At 66.0% G+C, this 17,593-nt stretch carries 16 protein-coding genes; 7 read left to right on the forward strand and 9 right to left on the reverse strand.

Annotated elements, in window-relative coordinates; genetic code table 11:
• Nucleotides 1-129: 129 nt before the first annotated feature.
• Entirely contained in the window at nucleotides 130-1,047 is a 918-nt protein-coding gene (locus ACNANG_RS05755; RefSeq protein ID WP_420226368.1) for a LysR family transcriptional regulator, read from the reverse strand.
• Nucleotides 1,048-1,176: 129 nt separating this feature from the next.
• Here ACNANG_RS05755 and ACNANG_RS05760 point away from each other — a divergent pair, with 129 nt between their 5' ends.
• Together ACNANG_RS05760 and ACNANG_RS05765 are read left to right on the forward strand one after the other, a co-directional pair.
• Complete coding sequence (locus ACNANG_RS05760) at nucleotides 1,177-1,788, forward strand: hypothetical protein (RefSeq protein WP_420226369.1); 612 nt, start codon at nucleotides 1,177-1,179, stop codon at nucleotides 1,786-1,788.
• A complete protein-coding gene (locus ACNANG_RS05765; RefSeq protein WP_420226370.1) occupies nucleotides 1,785-2,942 on the forward strand; it encodes a mandelate racemase/muconate lactonizing enzyme family protein in 1,158 nt (385 codons plus the stop codon). The genes ACNANG_RS05760 and ACNANG_RS05765 overlap by 4 nt, the downstream gene beginning before the upstream one ends.
• A 9-nt stretch (nucleotides 2,943-2,951) precedes the next feature.
• Here the strand turns inward: ACNANG_RS05765 and ACNANG_RS05770 are convergent, their stop codons facing one another.
• Nucleotides 2,952-3,938 (reverse strand): Bug family tripartite tricarboxylate transporter substrate binding protein, encoded by a 987-nt coding sequence (locus tag ACNANG_RS05770; protein ID WP_420226371.1) that lies wholly within the window; start codon nucleotides 3,936-3,938, stop codon nucleotides 2,952-2,954.
• Between the two features lie 76 nt (nucleotides 3,939-4,014).
• Nucleotides 4,015-4,797 carry a nitroreductase family protein gene (locus tag ACNANG_RS05775; RefSeq protein WP_420226372.1) on the reverse strand — a complete coding sequence of 261 codons (783 nt, stop codon included), beginning with the start codon at nucleotides 4,795-4,797 and terminating at the stop codon, nucleotides 4,015-4,017.
• Between the two features lie 79 nt (nucleotides 4,798-4,876).
• On the opposite strand from ACNANG_RS05775, the gene ACNANG_RS05780 reads away from it, so the two are divergent.
• The 3 genes from ACNANG_RS05780 to ACNANG_RS05790 all read left to right on the forward strand — a co-directional run bounded on the left by ACNANG_RS05780 (nucleotide 4,877) and on the right by ACNANG_RS05790 (nucleotide 6,881).
• Entirely contained in the window at nucleotides 4,877-5,311 is a 435-nt protein-coding gene (locus ACNANG_RS05780; RefSeq protein ID WP_420226373.1) for a Rid family hydrolase, read from the forward strand.
• Nucleotides 5,312-5,527: 216 nt separating this feature from the next.
• On the forward strand, nucleotides 5,528-5,989 hold the full coding sequence (locus ACNANG_RS05785) for an Rrf2 family transcriptional regulator (protein WP_420226374.1): 462 nt from the start codon (nucleotides 5,528-5,530) through the stop codon (nucleotides 5,987-5,989).
• Nucleotides 5,979-6,881: an NAD(P)/FAD-dependent oxidoreductase gene (locus tag ACNANG_RS05790; protein WP_420226375.1), complete on the forward strand. Its 903-nt coding sequence runs from the start codon at nucleotides 5,979-5,981 to the stop codon at nucleotides 6,879-6,881. The genes ACNANG_RS05785 and ACNANG_RS05790 overlap by 11 nt, the downstream gene beginning before the upstream one ends.
• A 9-nt stretch (nucleotides 6,882-6,890) precedes the next feature.
• Here the strand turns inward: ACNANG_RS05790 and ACNANG_RS05795 are convergent, their stop codons facing one another.
• On the reverse strand, nucleotides 6,891-8,522 hold the full coding sequence (locus tag ACNANG_RS05795; RefSeq protein WP_420226376.1) for a tannase/feruloyl esterase family alpha/beta hydrolase: 1,632 nt from the start codon (nucleotides 8,520-8,522) through the stop codon (nucleotides 6,891-6,893).
• 351 nt (nucleotides 8,523-8,873) lie between these two features.
• Between ACNANG_RS05795 and ACNANG_RS05800 the strand changes: the two genes are divergently transcribed.
• On the forward strand, nucleotides 8,874-9,005 hold the full coding sequence (locus tag ACNANG_RS05800) for a hypothetical protein (RefSeq protein WP_420226377.1): 132 nt from the start codon (nucleotides 8,874-8,876) through the stop codon (nucleotides 9,003-9,005).
• Nucleotides 9,006-9,265: 260 nt separating this feature from the next.
• Here ACNANG_RS05800 and ACNANG_RS05805 read toward each other — a convergent pair whose 3' ends face one another.
• The gene (locus ACNANG_RS05805) at nucleotides 9,266-10,159 is read right to left on the reverse strand and encodes a LysR family transcriptional regulator (RefSeq protein ID WP_420226378.1); all 894 of its coding nucleotides are present in this window, start codon (nucleotides 10,157-10,159) and stop codon (nucleotides 9,266-9,268) included.
• 535 nt (nucleotides 10,160-10,694) lie between these two features.
• On the opposite strand from ACNANG_RS05805, the gene ACNANG_RS05810 reads away from it, so the two are divergent.
• Complete coding sequence (locus ACNANG_RS05810) at nucleotides 10,695-11,810, forward strand: MFS transporter (protein ID WP_420226379.1); 1,116 nt, start codon at nucleotides 10,695-10,697, stop codon at nucleotides 11,808-11,810.
• Between the two features lie 91 nt (nucleotides 11,811-11,901).
• Here the strand turns inward: ACNANG_RS05810 and ACNANG_RS05815 are convergent, their stop codons facing one another.
• The 4 genes from ACNANG_RS05815 to ACNANG_RS05830 are packed head-to-tail and all read right to left on the reverse strand — an operon-like array spanning nucleotide 11,902 to nucleotide 17,582.
• Nucleotides 11,902-12,672, reverse strand: a complete 771-nt coding sequence (locus ACNANG_RS05815) for a DUF2894 domain-containing protein (RefSeq protein WP_420226380.1) — start codon at nucleotides 12,670-12,672, stop codon at nucleotides 11,902-11,904.
• 29 nt (nucleotides 12,673-12,701) lie between these two features.
• Nucleotides 12,702-13,349, reverse strand: a complete 648-nt coding sequence (locus ACNANG_RS05820) for an OmpA family protein (RefSeq protein WP_420226381.1) — start codon at nucleotides 13,347-13,349, stop codon at nucleotides 12,702-12,704.
• The gene (locus ACNANG_RS05825; RefSeq protein WP_420226382.1) at nucleotides 13,346-16,738 is read right to left on the reverse strand and encodes a DUF802 domain-containing protein; all 3,393 of its coding nucleotides are present in this window, start codon (nucleotides 16,736-16,738) and stop codon (nucleotides 13,346-13,348) included. Before ACNANG_RS05825 ends, ACNANG_RS05820 begins: the two co-directional genes overlap by 4 nt.
• Nucleotides 16,739-16,748: 10 nt before the next feature.
• Nucleotides 16,749-17,582 carry a DUF3348 domain-containing protein gene (locus ACNANG_RS05830; RefSeq protein WP_420226383.1) on the reverse strand — a complete coding sequence of 278 codons (834 nt, stop codon included), beginning with the start codon at nucleotides 17,580-17,582 and terminating at the stop codon, nucleotides 16,749-16,751.
• Between the last annotated feature and the right edge of the window lie 11 nt (nucleotides 17,583-17,593).

Genomic DNA, 17,593 nt, shown 5'->3' on the forward strand with positions numbered 1-17,593 from the left:
GACGAGCCACTTTATTACCGGAATAGCCTTTCTACAATTGGAATTTATCGATGCCAGGTTTGCTTTTTATGCAAACCTTCGTCAGCGCCGCCGCGCGATGGAGGGCGTTTGAAGGGCGTTAGAGAGCGTTCAGCGCAGTGCCGGCCTGCCCTGGAACAGCGCCGTCCAATCGACTTGCTGAACCAAGGCTGTCACCGCCAGGGCGGCCGCACCGGGCGGCTTGCCGCGAGACGTCGCCAGGACCAGGCGATTGCGCAAGGCCGGGCTGCCGATGGGGGCCCAGGCCAGGTCGGCCGCGCGCGCGGTCACTGACAGCGTGCTTTGCGGCAGCACCGTATAGCCTTGCCCTTCGGCCGCCATCCGCAACTGGGTATGCACGGCGTCGACCTCGGCCACGATCTCCAGCGCAACGCCTTGGGTGCGGCAGGCGGCTTCGACGACCGAACGGATGGCATTGGGCCGGCTCGGCAGGATCATGGGGTAATGGCCCAGCTCGGCCACCGGGATCGCCGCCGGCAGACCGGCGCCATCGGGCGGGTGTCCCACCAGCACCATCTCTTCACGGAACAGCGGCACGACATCCAGTTGCGGCGTGGCCGGCGGGTCATAAAGCAGCGCCACATCCAGCCGGCCGGCCAGCAGGGCCTCGCGCAACTGGGCGCTCAGGGCTTCGACCACATTGATGGACACCTGCGGTTGCGTATCGCGAAAGGCGCGCAGCAGCACGGGTGTCAGGCAGTGCGCCACGCGCGGCGGCAGGCCGATGCTGACGCGCCCCGCGCCGGTGTCGATCACCGCGCGCACGTCGCGCTTGATCTGTTCGGCGTGTGCCAGCAGCGCCTGGCCATGCACCAGCATGCGCTGCCCGGCTTCGGTCGTGACCACGCCGCGGCCATGCCGATGCAGCAGCCGGCAGCCCAGTTCCGCCTCGAGCAGGCTTACCTGACGGCTGAGCGCGGGCTGGGTCACCCCCAGCACATGGGCCGCGCGGGAAAAGCTGCACAGGTCGGCGACCTGCACGAAATAGGCGATCTGCTGAAGGTCCATGGCACGAAGGATATAACGAAACCTGATAGCAGATACCCCCGGGGTCGGCTTGTTCGGCCGGGTCAAAGCGCGCAGGATTCGCATCATCCGGCCGCCTTGCGCCCGACTCGCCTCATTGCGGAGACTGCCTTGCCCCGTTCTACCCATCTCGTCAAAATCCTTGGCCGCGCGCTCGATGCCGATGCGCTGCGCCAATTGTCAGAGCGGCTCGTGGCCGCGCTGGGCGTCAATCCCATTCTGGATGCGCTGGCGTCCACGCAGTCCGACGACACGTACCTGATCCTGGATCGGGGCGATATCGATCCCGCCTTGTTCGACGGGCTGTCGACCGAGACCGTCGAACTGACCGAAACAACCGTGCTGCCCGGCGCATCGGCTGGCCAGCCCGCGCCCTTCCATTACATCGTCGAGACCGACGTTGCACCCGATGCGGAGGCCGACATGAACGCGTGGTACGAGCAGGAGCACCTGCCGGGCCTGGCGGCTGTCGAAGGCAACGTCCTGTCGCGGCGACTGGTGGCGGCCCAGGGCTCACCGCGGTACTACGCCTGTTACGACCTGGTGGATCCGTCCGCCCGCCAGACCGCGGCCTGGACCGCGGTCACCGCGACACCGTGGAGCAGCCGTGTGCGCCCCAATTTCCGCAACACGCGGCGCACGATCTTTGCGCGCCTGCCGCTGCCGTCTTCCCCTGTTTCGTCTTCTTCCCTCCATCCCCGCCCCGAGAGCGACCGTCCATGATTGCACCTGCCACCGACACTTCCGCGCTTGCCCGTGCCCGCATCGTCCGTATCGAGACGATTCCGTTGCGGGTCAAGCTGGACCGCGCCGCAACCGGATCGACCTTGAAGCTGACGCATCGGTGCACGATCGTGACGCGGATCCATACCGATGCCGGCGTGGTCGGCGAATGCTTTGTCGGGAATGACGAGGAACTGCAGCCTGCCATCATCAAGCTGATCCACACCGAACTCGAACCGCTGCTGGTCGGGCAACGCGTGGCCGCGATCGAAGACCTGTGGGCGCTGACCCGCAAGGCCACCGAGCCGTTTCTGCGGGACCGGCGCGTGGCGCTGCGCGCGCAGGCGCACATCGATGCCGCCTTGCATGACGCCGTCGGCAAGCTGCTTGGCGTGCCGCTGCATGTGTTGTGGGGCGGCGCCAAAACGCGCGTGCCAGTCGTGGCCCTGGGCGGCTACTACCGCACGACGGGCGACCTGGAAGGCCTGACCGACGAAGTGGCCGAACTGAAGGCTTTTGGCATCCACGGTCTGAAGTTGAAGCTGGGCGGCAAGACCCCTGCCGAAGATGCCGAGCGCGCGCGCACCGTACGCCAGGCCGGCGGCGCCGACTTCACCCTGGCCGTTGATGCCAATCAGGGGTGGAACCGGCAGCAGGCGCTGCAATTCATTTCGATGACCCGCGACCTGGACCTGGCGTGGTTCGAAGAACCCTGCCATTGGGATAATGACCGGTCGGACATGGCCATGGTGCGCGCCATCGGCGGCGTGCCGGTCGCGGCCGGACAGAGCGAGCTGTCGCGCTTCGGCTGCCGCGACCTGATGGTTGCGAATGCCATCGATATCTGCAACTTCGACGCCGGCTGGGGCGGCGGGCCGACCGAATGGCGCCGGGTGGCGGCCATGGCGTCGGCGTTCGGCGTGCGCGTGCTGCAGCATCTGGAACCCCAGATCGGCCTGATGATGTCGGCAGGGGTCGGCAACGGCATGTTTGCCGAAGTCATGCTGCCGTGGCGCGACCCCTTCTTCTATCAACTGATCGGCAACCAGAAAGCGCGGCCTTTCGAGGACGGCTACTACACCCTGCCCGACGGTCCGGGCTGGGGCATGGAGTTCGACCTCGACTACCTGGAGTCGGCGCGGCGCAAGGACTGACCTTGCGCCTTACTTGCCAAATTCCAACGCGACCTGCGACTGCTGCGCAATCCGGTCCCATCGCGCCAGTTCGCTTTGGTTCGTGGCAAGGAAGGCCGTCGCGTCCTGCGGCCTTGGCTCGAAGCCGGCGGCTTCGATGCGCGCCATCATGTCGGGCTGGGCAAGGCCTTCGGCAATGTCCCGGCCCAATTGCGCCACCAGGGCGGCCGGCATTCTGGATGGACCGTAGATGCCCAGCCAGCTGGTAACGGCGAAGTCGGCCACGCCGGCTTCAGCCATCGTAGGCACGTCGGGCAGCTGTTTGGTCCGGTAGGGACTGGTCACCGCCAGCGCCTTGAGCTTGCCAGCCTTCAACAGCGGCACCAGCGGCGGCAGGTTGGAAAAACAGAAGTCCAGGTTGCCATTGGCCGTGTCGATCAATGCTTCGCTGCTGCCCTTGTAGGGCGCATGCATCAGCGCCACGCCGGTGGTCGACCCGAACAATTCGCTGGTCAGGTGCGCCGATGATCCCAGTCCATTGGTGCCATAGCTGAGCGGCGCCTTGGCTGCCTTGGCCCGTGCGATCAGTTCCTTGACCGAGCTGGCCGGGTAGTTGCTGGACACCACCAACACGTTGACGAATTCAGCGACCTGCGCGATCGGCACGAAGGACTTCACAACGTCGAGCGGCAGATTGCGCACCGTGACCGGCGGGATGACGTTGCCGCCCAGGCCCCCCGTGATCAGGGTGTAGCCGTCGGCAGGCAGACCCGCCACGTACTGCTGCCCTATGACGCCGCTGGCCCCCGGACGGTTTTCGATGATGACGGGCTGGCCGTATTTGCGGTTCAGGATATCGCCGACCAGGCGCGCCGCCACGTCGGTCACGCCGCCCGGCGGATACTGCACGACGATCCGTATCGGCCGGGACGGGTAGACGTCCTGCGCCACTGCCGGTGCCACCCACGGCATTGGCGCCATGAGACCCATTGCCTTCAATACTGTTCGACGATCCATATTGCCTCGAAGTCTTTGAAAAACGTTGCGGGGGCGTCTCCTCACGCCTGGTCTTGTCGGGCGGCAGGTGCATCATTCACTGGCTCGGCGCGGTGTCCTCCGCAGTCGGCATGGGAAAACGGAAGCCTTGCCTGACCAGCGTGGCCGCCACGGTGGTGTAGGTCGGGACGGCGTACCGGCTCGAGATGGCGTCCGACCAGTTCTGCGCATCGGGGCGGCCAAGGGCCCGCGAGTAGTCGTGCATCCGCGCATCCAGCGTGTCGATGGCGTCGGCTAGCGCGTGATCGCGGTAGACCTCGTCATGCCAGGAGGCCGCCAGGTCGAACCGAGGCTTGGGCAGGCTTGACCGGGTCTCGGCATAGCCCATGCAGATTCCAGCCATCGGGACCACCAGGGGCGGCAATTCGAGCAGGTCGATCACGTCCTGCATCTGGCGGCGCACGCCGCCAATTGGACAGACGTCCAGCCCCAGCGCGCGCGCAGCGGTCATCATGGTGGCCATGACGATGCCGGTGTCCACGCCCCCGATCAGCAGGCTGTTGACGTCGTGGTGTACCACCTGATCCCGCCCCTGCTTGCGGGCGGCCAGCGCGGTTTTATGGAAGTCCATGAGCAGCACGACAAACACCGGCGTCTTGGCGATCCAGGCCTGATTGCCGCAATACGCGGCGAGCCTGGCCCGCGTTTCGGCATGGCGGACGACCACCCACGACACGTTCTGCGCGTTGTTCCAGGTGGGCGAACGGCGCGCGGCATCGAACACGTGTTCCAGCGTGTCGTCGGACACCGGCGCACCGGTAAAGGCACGTTCGCTGCGGTGGGCACGCAGCAGATCCAGGACATCACACGCTTCTTGCATCGTCAGGCTCCGTAGACTAATTTATATGATAATCGTACAATCGTAAAACGATCAATGTCTGTGTACCAGGAGACTTTCGATGTCCGCCACCCGCCCCCTTATCCATGTTCCCGTACCCGGCAGCCGCTCGCCCATCAGCCGCGCCGTGGGTGTGCCAAGCGGGGCAACCACCTGGTACCTGAGCGGCCAGATGCCCGCCGTCATCGACCCGGCGGCGCCGCCCGACAGCCGGGCGGCCTACGGCGATACCTACCGCCAGACCTTGAGCACGCTCAAGCGCCTGGATGGCATCCTTGCCGGCATGGACCTGTCGATGCGCGACGTGGTGCACGTACGTGCCAGCCTGGTGGCCGATCCAGACATCGGCCGCATGGACTTCGATGGTTTCAACGCTGCATGGGCCGAGTTCTTTGCGGGGCAGGACAGCGCCTGGCCCGCGCGCATGGTGCTGCAGATCGCGGGACTGGTGAATCCGGCCTGGCTGCTGGAACTCGAAGTCATCGCGGCGAAGTAATGGACACGGCCTTGGCAGGGTCTTCACTGGAGACCCCCCATCGGCCGCGACCACCCGCGCCATGTGACAAACATAGGCGCGACAGGGGGACCCGTCGATACGTCGTCAGCCATACCCGGTATGGCTGACGCGCATGATCAGCGCCTGAAAGCTGACGGAGCGTGCCAGGCGCAGCGCGTTTGACGCCCCGTCAACTCATGCAATATCATTTGTTGCATGAAACGAGATAGCCGATTGTCGGGCGTGTTGCACGTGTTGCTGCACATGGCCCAAAGCCCCACGCCCGTGACGTCCGAAGCCATGGCGCAGATGATGTGCACGCACGCCGTGGTCGTGCGCCGGGTCATGGCCGGCCTGCGCGACATGGGCTATGTCCGATCGGAAAAGGGACACGGCGGGGGCTGGACACTGGCCTGCGATCTGAACGCGCTCACCTTGCGCGATGTGTACGACGCCTTGGGTGCACCAGAGCCGTTCGCCATGGGCCATCGCACCGAAGCGCCCGGCTGTCTGGTCGAACAGGCCGTGAACGCGGCGCTGGAAGACGCGTTCAGGAATGCCGAGGCGCTGCTGCTCGAACGCTTCGCGCAAGTGCCGCTGTCGGCGCTGGCCGACGATTTCGGGCGCCGCCTGGCGCTTCACCACGGAAACCCGGGAGACCCTCACCATGCATCATGACGCCATCATCGTGGGCGGCAGCTATGCCGGCCTGTCTGCCGCGATTCAACTTGGACGCGCGGGCCGCAAGGTCTGCATCGTCGATACAGGCCTGCCCCGCAACCGGTTCGCGGCCGCCTCGCATGGCTTCTTCGGCCATGACGGACAGACGCCGGCCGAGATGCTGGACCGCGCGCGCGCGCAAGTGCTGGCCTATCCGACCGTCTCGTTCGTGCAGGATGAAGCGATCGCCGCCGATGGCCAGGACGGGCAGTTCACGGTGCGCCTGGCGTCGGGCGTGCAGCGGTCAGCCAGCAAGCTGCTGCTGGCCTTCGGCGTGTCGGACGAACTGCCGCCCATCGACGGGATGGCCGAACGGTGGGGGCAGAGCGTGCTGCATTGTCCCTACTGCCATGGCTACGAATACGGCGGCAACGCCTTGGGCGTGATCGGGCGGTCGGCGCATGCCGCGCAACACGCGGTGCTGATTGCCGAGTGGGGGCCCACCACCCTGTTCCTGGACGGACACGATGCACTGGATGCGGACGGCCGCGCCTTGCTCGCCGCCCGAGGCGTCGCGGTGGAACCGGCGCCGATCCGGGCGTTGCAAGGCGTCGCGCCGTCGCTGAGCGGAGTGGCGCTTGCCGATGGGCGCACGGTAGCGATCGAAGCGTTGTACCTTGCGCCCGTGACCCGCCTGAACAGCCCCATCGCGGCGCAACTGGGGTGCGAACTGGAAGACAGCATGTTTGGACCGATGATCACCACCGATGCCATGAAGATGACGACGGTGCCCGGCGTGTTCGCGGCCGGTGACGCCGCTCGGGCGCCGCACAACGCCACGTGGGCGTCGGCGGATGGGGTCATGGCAGGCACGGCGTTGCACCGCGCCCTGGTCTTCGGGACGGCCTGATCGGCGCGTTCAACCGCAGGTGAAGTTGGCCGCGTCGTCGATACTGCCGGTGCCCGAATATTTCGCTTCCTTGGGATAGGCGCAGATCGGCCGCGTGCGGTTGACGACCTGATTCGCAACCCGGCTGGCAGGCAACGCTTCGGGCGCCACGCCGCTTTCCACCCAGTTGTCGAGCGCGGTCAGCCAGTCGACAGTGGACGTTCCGGTGCCGCCGCCGCAGTGACCCATGCCCGGAACGAGGAACAGCCGTGCAAAGCTGGCGACCTGGGCGGCCGAGCCTTGGGCCTGGGCCAAGCGATCGAAATACGCGATCGTGTCGATCGGATTGACGACGGGATCGGCCCAGCCGTTATAGACCAGCAGCTTGCCGCCGCGTGCCTTGAAGGCGGAAACGTCGGTGCTGATCTGGTCGACCAGAGGACCAACGGTCGTCCGTGCCGTGGCCATGCCCTGGTCGAAGTCGAAGGTCCACCAGTTCCAGTTCGGATCGTTGAACACCCAGTAGCGCCAGTAGTCCGCGCGGGTGGGTTCGGTGGTGCCCCAGTACGAGGCCCAGCCGGATTCACTGCCGACGGGCCAGCCCGGATAGACCTGTTCGCCCGTGCGCAGGTTGCGCGCGCCCGCATACATTTTCTGCATGGCGCTGACTTGCGGCGCGGTCAGGCAGTTGGCATTGTCGGCGCCCGTGCATTGCAGGCTGGCGACATTGAACACATCGGGCGTACACCGGCGCGGATCGCTGATGACGCCATCCGTCACGCCGTCCCTGGCATCGCAGGCGGCCACGGCCTGGCGGGTCACGAGCTGGATCTTGGCGGTGGTCAGGATGGGCGTGGTGTTGTCGTTCTGTGCATGATTGGCCAGGAACTGCCACATGAAGCCCGCGTTCAACGCGGTGCGGTTGTTGCCGGGCGCACCCGCGATCACGCCATCGAAGTCGGCGGGATAACGCTGCACCTCGGCATACCCTTGATGGCCGCCGGTGGAGCAGCCCTGGTAATAAGACCGCGCGATCGCCTTGCCCTGCACGGCGGTGATCGCCGGTTTGGCCGCCTGCGTGATCGCATGGATGGACCGGGTGCCCCAATCGCGGATCTTTTCGGGGTGGCCGATGCCGAACTTCAGGTCGTTGGGATCGGCGCTCTGGTGGCCGGTGTCGCCTCCTACCGTGGCGTAGCCGCGGCCCAATGCGGCCACCATGTCGCCGTAGCTCAGCGCGGGGCTGTAGCCCCCGTTGCCGGTGACCACGACCTTGCCGTTCCAGGCGGTCGCCTGGGGGACCCACACTTCGAAGTTGATGAGGGAGTCGCTGGTCGGGGTGGATCGGCCTTGCAAGCGGCAGAAGGCCGGGACGGTGTAGCTGGCGGTGCCGGTCGGAACGAACGGGCCAGCCGCTACGTCGGTTGCTGTCGTAATCGTTGCGTCGGGCAGCGCCATGCCGACCATGCTGGAACAGCTCATGGCAACCGGCGGGGTCGGGGCGCCGCCATTTGCGTCATCGTCGTCGCCGCCGCACGCGGCAACGATCAGCGGCGCGCCCAGGATGAGCACACCGGCGCGCAGGCCGGAATGCAGACGCCGATGAAGGGCAGTTGCCCGGGACCGGCCACCGCCGGGGGAACGAGGCTTGGACGCACGCATGAGTTGTCTCCGTGGATGTCTGGATCCGCTGATGGGTCAGCTAGTTGTTTTGATCAACCGGATAATGGACTTTATCAACGGTCTGCCAGAGACTCTATTGCGGGGCGGCACGACTCGGCCAATCGATTATTCGGATCGATTTACTTGTTTTGCGGATGGGTCAACTTGGGATGGATCGGCGCAAACGGGCTGTGCGTTCCCTGCGGCGGGTCTGTGAACACGCGTTACAACGGTTTCCGGCCGTGGCATGGCGGGGGTGCGAGGGTATGTCGCCGCGCCGACTCGCGTAGACTGAGGTCGTTCGCACGTCGGAACACTCTCGTTTCGCCGGCGTTTCAACAGGAGAGCACCATGACCCACGCCAGCTTCGGCTTCATGCACGCTACCGCTGCCACGCTCGACGTCGTCCGTGGCAAGACCACCCACCGGAAGAATCCGGGCAAGCGCGGCAAGCAAGGCGGTTCCGCCACCCGCGGCGCCTGATCGGCGCAGGGACGGCACGCGCGCCTATCCATGGCGCGCATGTGCCGTCCCCGGTCGTCCGGACTCGCGCAGGTACTTTGATCTTCCCGCACGTACTGCGATCTCTTTTCCTTCCTGTCTTTCCCCCTCCCCTTGTTGACCGTAACGCTTTGCGCGTCACCGCGTTCAAGATCAATGCGTCAAGCATTGGCGCTTTGAAGATCGACGCTTTGAACGTCAGTGCGTCGGGCGTTGCTGCGTCGAATGTCACCTGCTGACCATCATCCTTTGTGGCGGATCGCGCCGATCACCAGCGCCAGCGCGCGCGACGAATGCCTGCGGCTCGGGTAGTAGGCATGCAGGCCGGGGAAGCTTGGGCAGAAAGCTTCCATCACGCTGATCAGGCGGCCGTCTTTGACGGCGGGCCCGGCCAGGTCTTCGGGGATGAAGGCCAGACCGCAGCCGCTGAGCGCCGCATTCAGGATCTGATAGGCGCTGTTGAACCTGCATTGGCCGCGCACCCGAACTTCGACGTCGCGACTGTTGTCACGCAATTCCCAGGCATACACGCCGCCGCTGCCTGACAGGCGCAACGTGATGCAGTTGTGCCGGTGCAGGTCGGCGATGGATGCCGGCAGGGGACGGTCGCCAAAGTAATCGGGGGACCCCACGATCATCATGCGGACATCGGCGGTCAGGCGCACGGCAATCATGTCCTTCTCGACCTGGTCGCCAAACCGCACGCCAATGTCATACCGTTCGGCAGCAATGTCGACCAGCCGGTAGTCCGACGTGATCTCCACATGAAGGTCAGGATAGCCCGGCAGAATGGGCGCCAGGCGGGGCCACAGCACCGTATCGATCACGTGATCAATAGCAGTGATCCGGATGGTGCCGGCGGGCTTGTCGCCCAGGTCGCTGATCGCGGCGATTTCGGCTTCGACCTCGTCCAGTCGCGGCGCCACGTTCTGCAACAACCGTTCGCCCGCTTCGGTCGGCGACACGCTGCGGGTGGTGCGGATCAACAGGCGCACGCCCATTCGCGCTTCCAGCCCGCGAACGATATGGCTCAGCGCGGACTGCGTCATGCCGAGCTTGGCCGCCGCTCGGGTAAAGCTACGTTCTCGGGCCACGGCGAAAAAGACGAGAAGGTCGTCGAACTTGGCGCGAGCCATGACAGATCCGGCAAGAAAATTGGGTTTTCATGATATCTCGCGCTGAACAGAACTGCCTATTGATGATTGCAGTTCATAGGCCCGACGAATTCGGAAGGGATTGGATAAGGCGCGGCGGGCATACCATGGAGGCCCCGTTACGGGTATCCCCGTACGCCGCGCGGATCCGGTAGTCGATGCCTTTGGTTGCCCCGTGCGGCTGCAGTGTGGTGTTGCTATGTGTGGCTGCTGCGTGTCGCTCCGGCGTGTGGCTGCTGCAAGTCGTTGCTGCGAGTCGTTGCGGAGTGTCGTTGCTGCGTGTCGTCGCAGCGATTCGCTGCTGTGTGCCACTGCAGCGCATCGCTGGTCTGTGTCACTGCCGGACGCCGGTCCCCGTCTGCACTTCCTGTCTTCCTCATTCCTTGATTCCATGACCTCTTCCACCGCCACCCATCACGCGGGGCCTGAACCGACGACTGCGCCCTTGGCCGCTGCGTCTTCACCCTCCGCCGTCGCCACTGCCACGCCTTGGGCCGCCGCCGTAGGCTCGATGGCCATGTGCGTCGCCCTCCTGATCGCGTCCGAGTTCATGCCTGTCAGTCTGCTGACGCCGATTGCCACCGACCTGCATGCCACACAGGGCATGGCGGGGCAGGCGATTTCGGTGTCGGGATTGTTTGCTGTGGTGACGAGCCTGTTCATCGCGACCATTGCCAGCCGCTTCGACCGCCGCCACGTGTTGCTGGCGTTGACGGTCGTCATGCTTGCGTCCTTGCTGCTGATCGCGTCGGCAACCAACTTTGCCGTGTTCATGGCCGCGCGCGCCCTGTTGGGCATTACCGTGGGCGGGTTCTGGGCGCTTTCGACCGCAACCATCATGCGGCTGGTGCCTGATGCGGCCGTGCCCAAGGCACTCGGCCTGCTCTATACGGGCAACGCCGTGGCTGCCGCGTTTGCGGCGCCGATCGGCAGCTACGTGGGCGGGCTGATCGGCTGGCGCGGCGTCTTCTGGGCCATGGCCCCGTTCGTGGTCGTCAACCTGATCTGGCAATGGGCCAGCCTGCCGTCCATGCCCCCGCAGGCGGCTACCCCCGTGCGCAAGGTGCTCGGCCTGCTGAAACGGCCGCATGTGGCCTTTGCCATGCTGGGCGTAATGCTGACCTTTGCGGGCGCCTTTTCCAGCTTTACGTATTTCCGGCCCTTCCTGGAAGCCACGACCGGCGTCACCGTAACGCAGTTGTCGTTGCTGTTGTTGTGCCTGGGAGCGGCAGGTTTTCTGGGAACGTACGGCGCCAGCATGCTGATCGGCCGACACTTGTACGCGCTGATGCGCTGGCTGCCCCTGGCCCTGGCCGCGGTAACGTTGGCCATGCTGGCCGTCGGCCACTGGTTATGGGCCGTCGGTGTACTGATGGTTGCATGGGGCACCTTGAATTCGGCGATCCCGGTGTGCTGGTCGACCTGGCTGTCCAAGGGTGTGGCGGACGAGCCGGAAAGCGGCGGCGGACTGATGGTCGCGGCGATTCAGTTGGCGATCATGCTGGGCGGCGGACTGGGTGGGCTGCTGCTGGATGGGGTGTCGATTACCGCGACGTTTGTGGGCAGCGCAGTGTTGCTGACGGCAGCGGCTGGCAGTGTGGGGAGTGGGGAAAGGATCCGGCCGGCGGAGTGAACGGGGGACGCGAGGATTGCAGGGCGCTGGGAGCGAACTGCAGGGCGCGTAATCCCGCTTGCAGTCCGAGGGCTGCCGCGGCTGTTGCCTGTTATTTCGCTTTCGCCCGACTGGTCTTTCTGGCCGCGCCAGGCTTCACGGCGTCCTTGCCCATCGGCATCCCGAAGGCATTGACCTGTTCCATCCACGACAGCCCATCGACATAGGCCAGGAAGTGCCGCAGATAGCCGGGCGACAGCTCGCGCATCATCAGCAGTGACCGGTGCACGAGGTGATTGGAGTTGAGCGGGCCGGCGTTTTCCGGCACGCGTTCCAGGGACTGGCGCACCTGCCGATTGGTGCTGACCTTGGATAGCGCATCGCGGAAGTAGTCGATCTCGGGCAGTTCAGGGTAGGTGGCGCGTTGCAGCGCCACCTTGCGCAAGGTGCGGTGCGCGTCCGATTCCGCCGTCTGCTTGTGGATATAGTTGAGAAGGTCCACCAATGGGCGCGTTGCGCGGGCGCGGGCTGGCTCAGGTGCAGGTACGGGTGCAGGTGCGTGCGCAGGTATAGGCGTGGACGCGGGTGCGGATTCCGATGCGGGCTCCGCTGTACGGGCCGGCGCGGCACGATCAGCCGCCGCAGTGCCAACGCCAGCCTGCTCAAACTTATTTTCATACGCCGCAATCAGGTCGCCCAGCCGCGCATCCAGCACGCGCCGGGCCGCACCGCTCTGCCCTGCGGCCTTCCGTGCCAGTGCGTCGATCAGGTGGAAACGCACCGGGTCGATACGGTCGGCGCCGCGCGCTCGCCACTCGGCAAGCTGCGACGCCATATCGAGTACGGGCGCAACGTCTGCCCGAGCATCCGGCTCCACCGTCATCCCTGGCGCTCGCTCATGCCTACGCCCCTTCACTCACGCGGCTTGGCCGCATCGGCCGCCGGTTTGCGGATGGGCGCGATTTCCACGCGGCGATTCTTGGCGCGGCTGGCTTCGTCGGTATTTGCCGTGACGGGCTGTTCGGATCCGAACGCCGCCGCAAACACCAACGACGGCGCGATGCCTTCTTCGATCAGCGCGCGGGTCACCGTCAATGCGCGTTGCGCAGACAGTTCCCAATTGTCGGCGAACCGGCGATTGGTCTCCTTGACCTGCTGATCGTCGGTAAAGCCGCTGACCATCAACACCTCCTGACGCGCCTGCAGATAGATCGACAAGGGAGCGATCAGCGTGCGCAGGACCTCGCGGCCTTCGGCCTGCAGCTGGGCGGAGTTGATCGGGAACAGCACACTGCCGCTGATGCCGATGCGGCCGTTCACAAGCGTGACTCGCCCAGCCGCCAGCGGACCGGCAAGCGCCTGTTCGAGGGCTTCGCGGCGCTGCGTTTCTTCCTGGCGCTGTTTGACTTCTTGTTCCAGCCGCGCCGACAGTTCCAGTTGCACGCCGATCACGCCGACCAGCACCAGCACGAAGGCGCCGAGCATGACGGACATCAGATCGCCAAAGACGGCCCAGACCGGAACGCTGCTGTCGACGCCAGCGTCGATGTCGTCGTTCATATCGCCGCTGCCCCGCCACGCTGGCCGGCCAATTGCTGGAGATCGTCAACAATCTGCTTTTGCGCGAGCATGCTGAGGTCGATGACTTCGCGAGCCTGAGCCACGTAGTAGGCAAGCTGTTCGTCGCTGCGCGTGGTGGTCTTTTCCAGCGCGGCTTCCAGGCGCTGCAGATTGCCCACCAGCGATTCGTTCGATTGACTGAACAATTGGACAGCGGTGCCGAAAGCTTCGCCCAGGCTGGCGACTTCGAGGGCGCTGCCAGTGACTTGGGCGGCGACTTCGGTCAGCTTGCCGGTCTCGCTTTCGACCTGTTGCGTGAAACGGCTGCCGACCCGTTCCAGCATGTCGGACGAGGTCGTTACCAGGGCATCGACTGCTGTCCGCTGTTCCGTGGATGCATGGTTGACGGCGTCAAGCAGTGTGCCCAGGGTTTCGAGCAGGCGGCTGCGTTCTTCGAGCATGACATTGTCGCGGGCCATGCTGTCGGACAGCTTCTGGCGAACCTCGGTAATCACATCGGCCGCAGCCTTGGGCGCTTCGGACGCCGCCTGCACCAGTCGGGCCATTTCGGCGATTGTCTGGCTGGCGTGGGCCTGGGTGTCGGCGGTGATGTCGCGCGCGGTCTGCGCCAAAGCGTCGCAGATCTCGCGCTGCTGACGGGTGACCTGATCGCCGGCCTGCGCCCATTCCTGGCGCAGCGTGGTGACCATGTCGGTCAGCGATCCGGTCCAGGCAGACAAGCGCTGCTGGTCTTGCGCGGCCAGTTCGGCCTGCAAGGCCGCGGCAGCCTTGGGGGCTTCGGCCGCAACCTGTACCAGGCGATCGATCTCGGCCAGCGTGGTGCTGGCGTGGGCCTTGGCCTCCTCGGTCATGTCACGCGTGGTCTGCGTGATCGCGTCGTACATGGCCTGCTGGCGATCGGTGGTGTGCGTGCCAGCCTGCTGCCATTCTTCGCGCAACGTGTTGGCTATTTCGGCCAACGATGCGGTCCAGGCCGAAAGGCGCTGCTGGTCCTGCGCGGCCAGTTCGGCCTGCAAGGCAGCGGCGGCCTTCGGCGCTTCCGCCGCAACCTGCACCAGGCGATCGATCTCGGCCAGCGTGGTGCTGGCGTGGGCCTTGGCCTCCTCGGTCATGTCACGCGTGGTCTGCGTGATCGCGTCGTACATGGCCTGCTGACGATCGGTGGTGTGCGTGCCGGCCTGCTGCCACTCTGCGCGCAGGGTGTTGGCCATCTCGGCCAGCGAGGCAGTCCAGGCGGCCAGGCGCTGCTGGTCCTGGGACGCCAGCTCGGCTTGCAAGGCAGCCGCCGCCTGCGGGGCGGCTGCGGCCACGTCGACCAGGCGGTTGATTTCTTCAAGCGTTTTGCTGGCGTGGGCCTGCGTCTGTTCGGCCATGTCGCGCGCGGTCGTCGCAATCGCGTCGTACATGGCCTGCTGGCGATCGGTGGTGTGCGTGCCGGCCTGCTGCCATTCTTCGCGCAGCGTGGTCGCCATCTCGGCCAGCGATGCGGTCCAGGCGGCCAGGCGCTGCTGGTCCTGCGCCGCCAGATCGGCCTGCAGGGCCGCGGCGGCATTGGGTGCGGCGGCGGCCACTTGCACCAGGCGTTCGATTTCAGCCAGGGTGGACTGGCTGTGGGCACGGGCTTCCTGGGTCATGTCGCGCGCGGCAGAGGCCAGGGCATCGACAATGTCCTGCTGGCGGGTGGCGGTGACCGACCCGGCCTGCTGCCATTCGGCGCGCAGCGTGGTGGCCATCTCGGCCAACGAGGTGGTCCAGGCCGTCAACCGTTGCGCGTCCTGCTCGGCCAGTTCGGCCTGCAATGCCAACGCGGCCTTGGGCGCATCGGCGGCGGCCTGTACCAGGCGGTCGATCTCGGCCAGGGTGGCGGTCGCATGCGCCTGCGTCTGGGCAGCGATGGTGCGCGCCGTGTCGGCCAGCGCATCGCAGATCTGCTGCTGATGGCCTGCCGACGCCGCGCCCACGTCCTTCCATTCTTCGCGCAAGGACCCAGCCAGCGTGCCGAGCGCCCCGGTCCACGTGGACAGGCGCTGTGCGTCCTGCGTCGCGAGTTCGGTCCGCAACTGATCGTGCGAGGTGCTCAGCGTGCTGACCAACGTCGCTGCCTGCTGCGCAAAGCCGGCCGACGCGGCGGTCAGCGCCAACTGGTTGTCTTCCGCAAGTTTCCGGCTGGCGGCCGACTGATGCGCCAGCACGGTTTCCCACCTGGCCGACACGGTATCGGCCACGCCGTCCATGCGGGTGGCAACCTGATCCATCAACTGCGACGACCGGCTTTCGAATGTGCCCGCGAAACCTTCCAGCGACTGGCGCAAGTCGGCCGTCAGCGCTTCACCGGCCTGGCGTTGGTCGGCCACGGCCCCCTTCCAGATGTCCGCCACGGTGGCCGTTGACGCTTCGAATCGGGCCGACAGCCCATCCAGCTGGCGCTGAACGGCCTGCGTTACGGTGTCATGCAGCACTGCCGTTTCGCGAGCGACGCTGGCCATGGTGGCTTCGACCGCGGGCTGGATGGCCGCGCCGGCGGACCGGACGCCTTCGACGACACTGTCTTTCAGGCTCTGTTCGACGGACGCGGCCAGGCGGGTGTAGGCGGCATCCGCCTTGCCATGAAAGACATCCTGCTGCGCGACCAGGCGATCGTTCAACGCCTGCGTCTGCTGCGTAATGGTCGTCATCATGGCTTCAAGCCGGTCGACCACAGTCGGCATCAGGTCCGCCTGCCGTTGCAGCAGCTTGAAGCTTTCTTCTCGTTGATGCGTAAGCGAAAAGGCGCGCAGCGATCCGGCAAGCAGCCCGTCCAGCGACCGCGCGGCCTGGATGCGTTCACGGCGGCACAGCGCGGCGATCAGGCCCAGCATGGCCGACGTGGCGACACCGGCCACCGACGTGCCGAACGCAAAGCCGAGGCCCTTGACCGGTTCGGCCAGCGACGCGCGGATGGCTTCCAGATCGGTTGAACTTTCCAGCGCAACGCCAGTGCCGCGCAACGTGGCGACCATGCCCAGGAAGGTGCCGAGCATGCCCAGCAGCACCAGCAGACCGACCAGATACGGCGTCAGTGTGGGCGCCGGCAGCCCGGTGCGCTCGCCTTCGACCCGCAGCCGTACGGCATGGCGCAAGGTAGGATGCACGGTGTCGATCCAGTCGCCCAGGCGGCCGGGCGCTTCCTTGAGTCCGGCAATCGCCCGCGTCAGGGTGCCGGTGGCCATCTGATAGCGGTACAGCTCGAGCGCGCCCAATAGATAGACGGCAACGATCAACAGCGTGACGGCCAGCGCCAGGGGGTTGGCGGTCAGGTAACCGGCACCGATCCAGCCTGCTACCGCCAGGCCCACTACGAACACTACATACGGAATAAATCGGGTCATGACGTCCTGGTCAACCGCCCCGAAGCGCCTCCAGCAGCGCTTCGATCGGTTCTAAACGGATTTCCAATTCGGCGAGCAACACGCTCTGCATATCCTGGCGGAACACCTCCAGCCAGGGACCGACGCTAAACATCGGCTTGTCGACAGCCTTTTTCGGGCCGGAACGTGGGGCTGCGCCCGCCTCGGCCACGCTTTCCCCGTCCGGTGCCATCTCTGGCGCCGCGTCCGCTTCCGGGCCGGCCGCAACCTGCCCCGCCCGCCGCACGCGGTCGAAATGCGGTTCGAGCAGCCCGGGAATACCGGCAAGCAAGGTACGCTCGCGCGTGCCCAACGCCTGCTCCATGGCCGCGTCCACCACCGCCAGCCGGTTCAAGGCAGGCGACGCGGCAGCCAGCACGCCCCGCAGACGACGGCGCAGGCCGCCGATATTCGTCTCCATGGTCTGCTGAAGCGTCGAATAGCGCTGGCGATGCGTCGCGTACTGGACGAGTTCGGCCGCCTGGACCTCGGGCTGCACCACCGCCCGGCGCTGGCCGCGCGGGCCTGCTTGGGCCCGTGCCGACGCCGCGCTTTTGCCAGTAATGGCGTTTTCGAGCGCGGTTTTTACGCGCGCGCATTCGCGCTCCTCGGCGCTGTAAGCGGCGGGAAGCACGGGCGTTGCCGCGACCGGCGCCCCGCTCAGGGCGCCCGACAGGGCAATTGCGTCGGTCCAGGCAAGCCAGCCACCCAGCTTATCGGGTGGCGACAACGGACTGGCGGGCACGTCGGCGTCGGTCAGGCGGGCCAGCAGACGAATCAGCTTCGGGCCGCCGAAACCCGTGCGCCGTGGCGGTTCTTGCACCATAAAACCCGGGT

It is taken from the genome of Pigmentiphaga litoralis (genome assembly GCF_048632615.1).
Lineage (GTDB): Bacteria > Pseudomonadota > Gammaproteobacteria > Burkholderiales > Burkholderiaceae_B > Pigmentiphaga > Pigmentiphaga litoralis_B.

Excerpts from the sequence above, each read along its gene's own strand:
- ACNANG_RS05785 (WP_420226374.1), top strand. The coding sequence starts at position 5,528 with ATGAAACGAGATAGCCGATTGTCGGGCGTGTTGCACGTGTTGCTGCAC.
- ACNANG_RS05775 (WP_420226372.1), bottom strand. The coding sequence starts at position 4,797 with ATGCAAGAAGCGTGTGATGTCCTGGATCTGCTGCGTGCCCACCGCAGC.
- ACNANG_RS05780 (WP_420226373.1), top strand. The coding sequence starts at position 4,877 with ATGTCCGCCACCCGCCCCCTTATCCATGTTCCCGTACCCGGCAGCCGC.
- ACNANG_RS05805 (WP_420226378.1), bottom strand. The coding sequence starts at position 10,159 with ATGGCTCGCGCCAAGTTCGACGACCTTCTCGTCTTTTTCGCCGTGGCC.
- ACNANG_RS05755 (WP_420226368.1), bottom strand. The coding sequence starts at position 1,047 with ATGGACCTTCAGCAGATCGCCTATTTCGTGCAGGTCGCCGACCTGTGC.
- ACNANG_RS05790 (WP_420226375.1), top strand. The coding sequence starts at position 5,979 with ATGCATCATGACGCCATCATCGTGGGCGGCAGCTATGCCGGCCTGTCT.
- ACNANG_RS05830 (WP_420226383.1), bottom strand. The coding sequence starts at position 17,582 with ATGGTGCAAGAACCGCCACGGCGCACGGGTTTCGGCGGCCCGAAGCTG.
- ACNANG_RS05770 (WP_420226371.1), bottom strand. The coding sequence starts at position 3,938 with ATGGATCGTCGAACAGTATTGAAGGCAATGGGTCTCATGGCGCCAATG.
- ACNANG_RS05825 (WP_420226382.1), bottom strand. The coding sequence starts at position 16,738 with ATGACCCGATTTATTCCGTATGTAGTGTTCGTAGTGGGCCTGGCGGTA.
- ACNANG_RS05815 (WP_420226380.1), bottom strand. The coding sequence starts at position 12,672 with ATGACGGTGGAGCCGGATGCTCGGGCAGACGTTGCGCCCGTACTCGAT.
- ACNANG_RS05765 (WP_420226370.1), top strand. The coding sequence starts at position 1,785 with ATGATTGCACCTGCCACCGACACTTCCGCGCTTGCCCGTGCCCGCATC.
- ACNANG_RS05795 (WP_420226376.1), bottom strand. The coding sequence starts at position 8,522 with ATGCGTGCGTCCAAGCCTCGTTCCCCCGGCGGTGGCCGGTCCCGGGCA.
- ACNANG_RS05810 (WP_420226379.1), top strand. The coding sequence starts at position 10,695 with ATGTGCGTCGCCCTCCTGATCGCGTCCGAGTTCATGCCTGTCAGTCTG.
- ACNANG_RS05820 (WP_420226381.1), bottom strand. The coding sequence starts at position 13,349 with ATGAACGACGACATCGACGCTGGCGTCGACAGCAGCGTTCCGGTCTGG.
- ACNANG_RS05800 (WP_420226377.1), top strand. The coding sequence starts at position 8,874 with ATGACCCACGCCAGCTTCGGCTTCATGCACGCTACCGCTGCCACGCTC.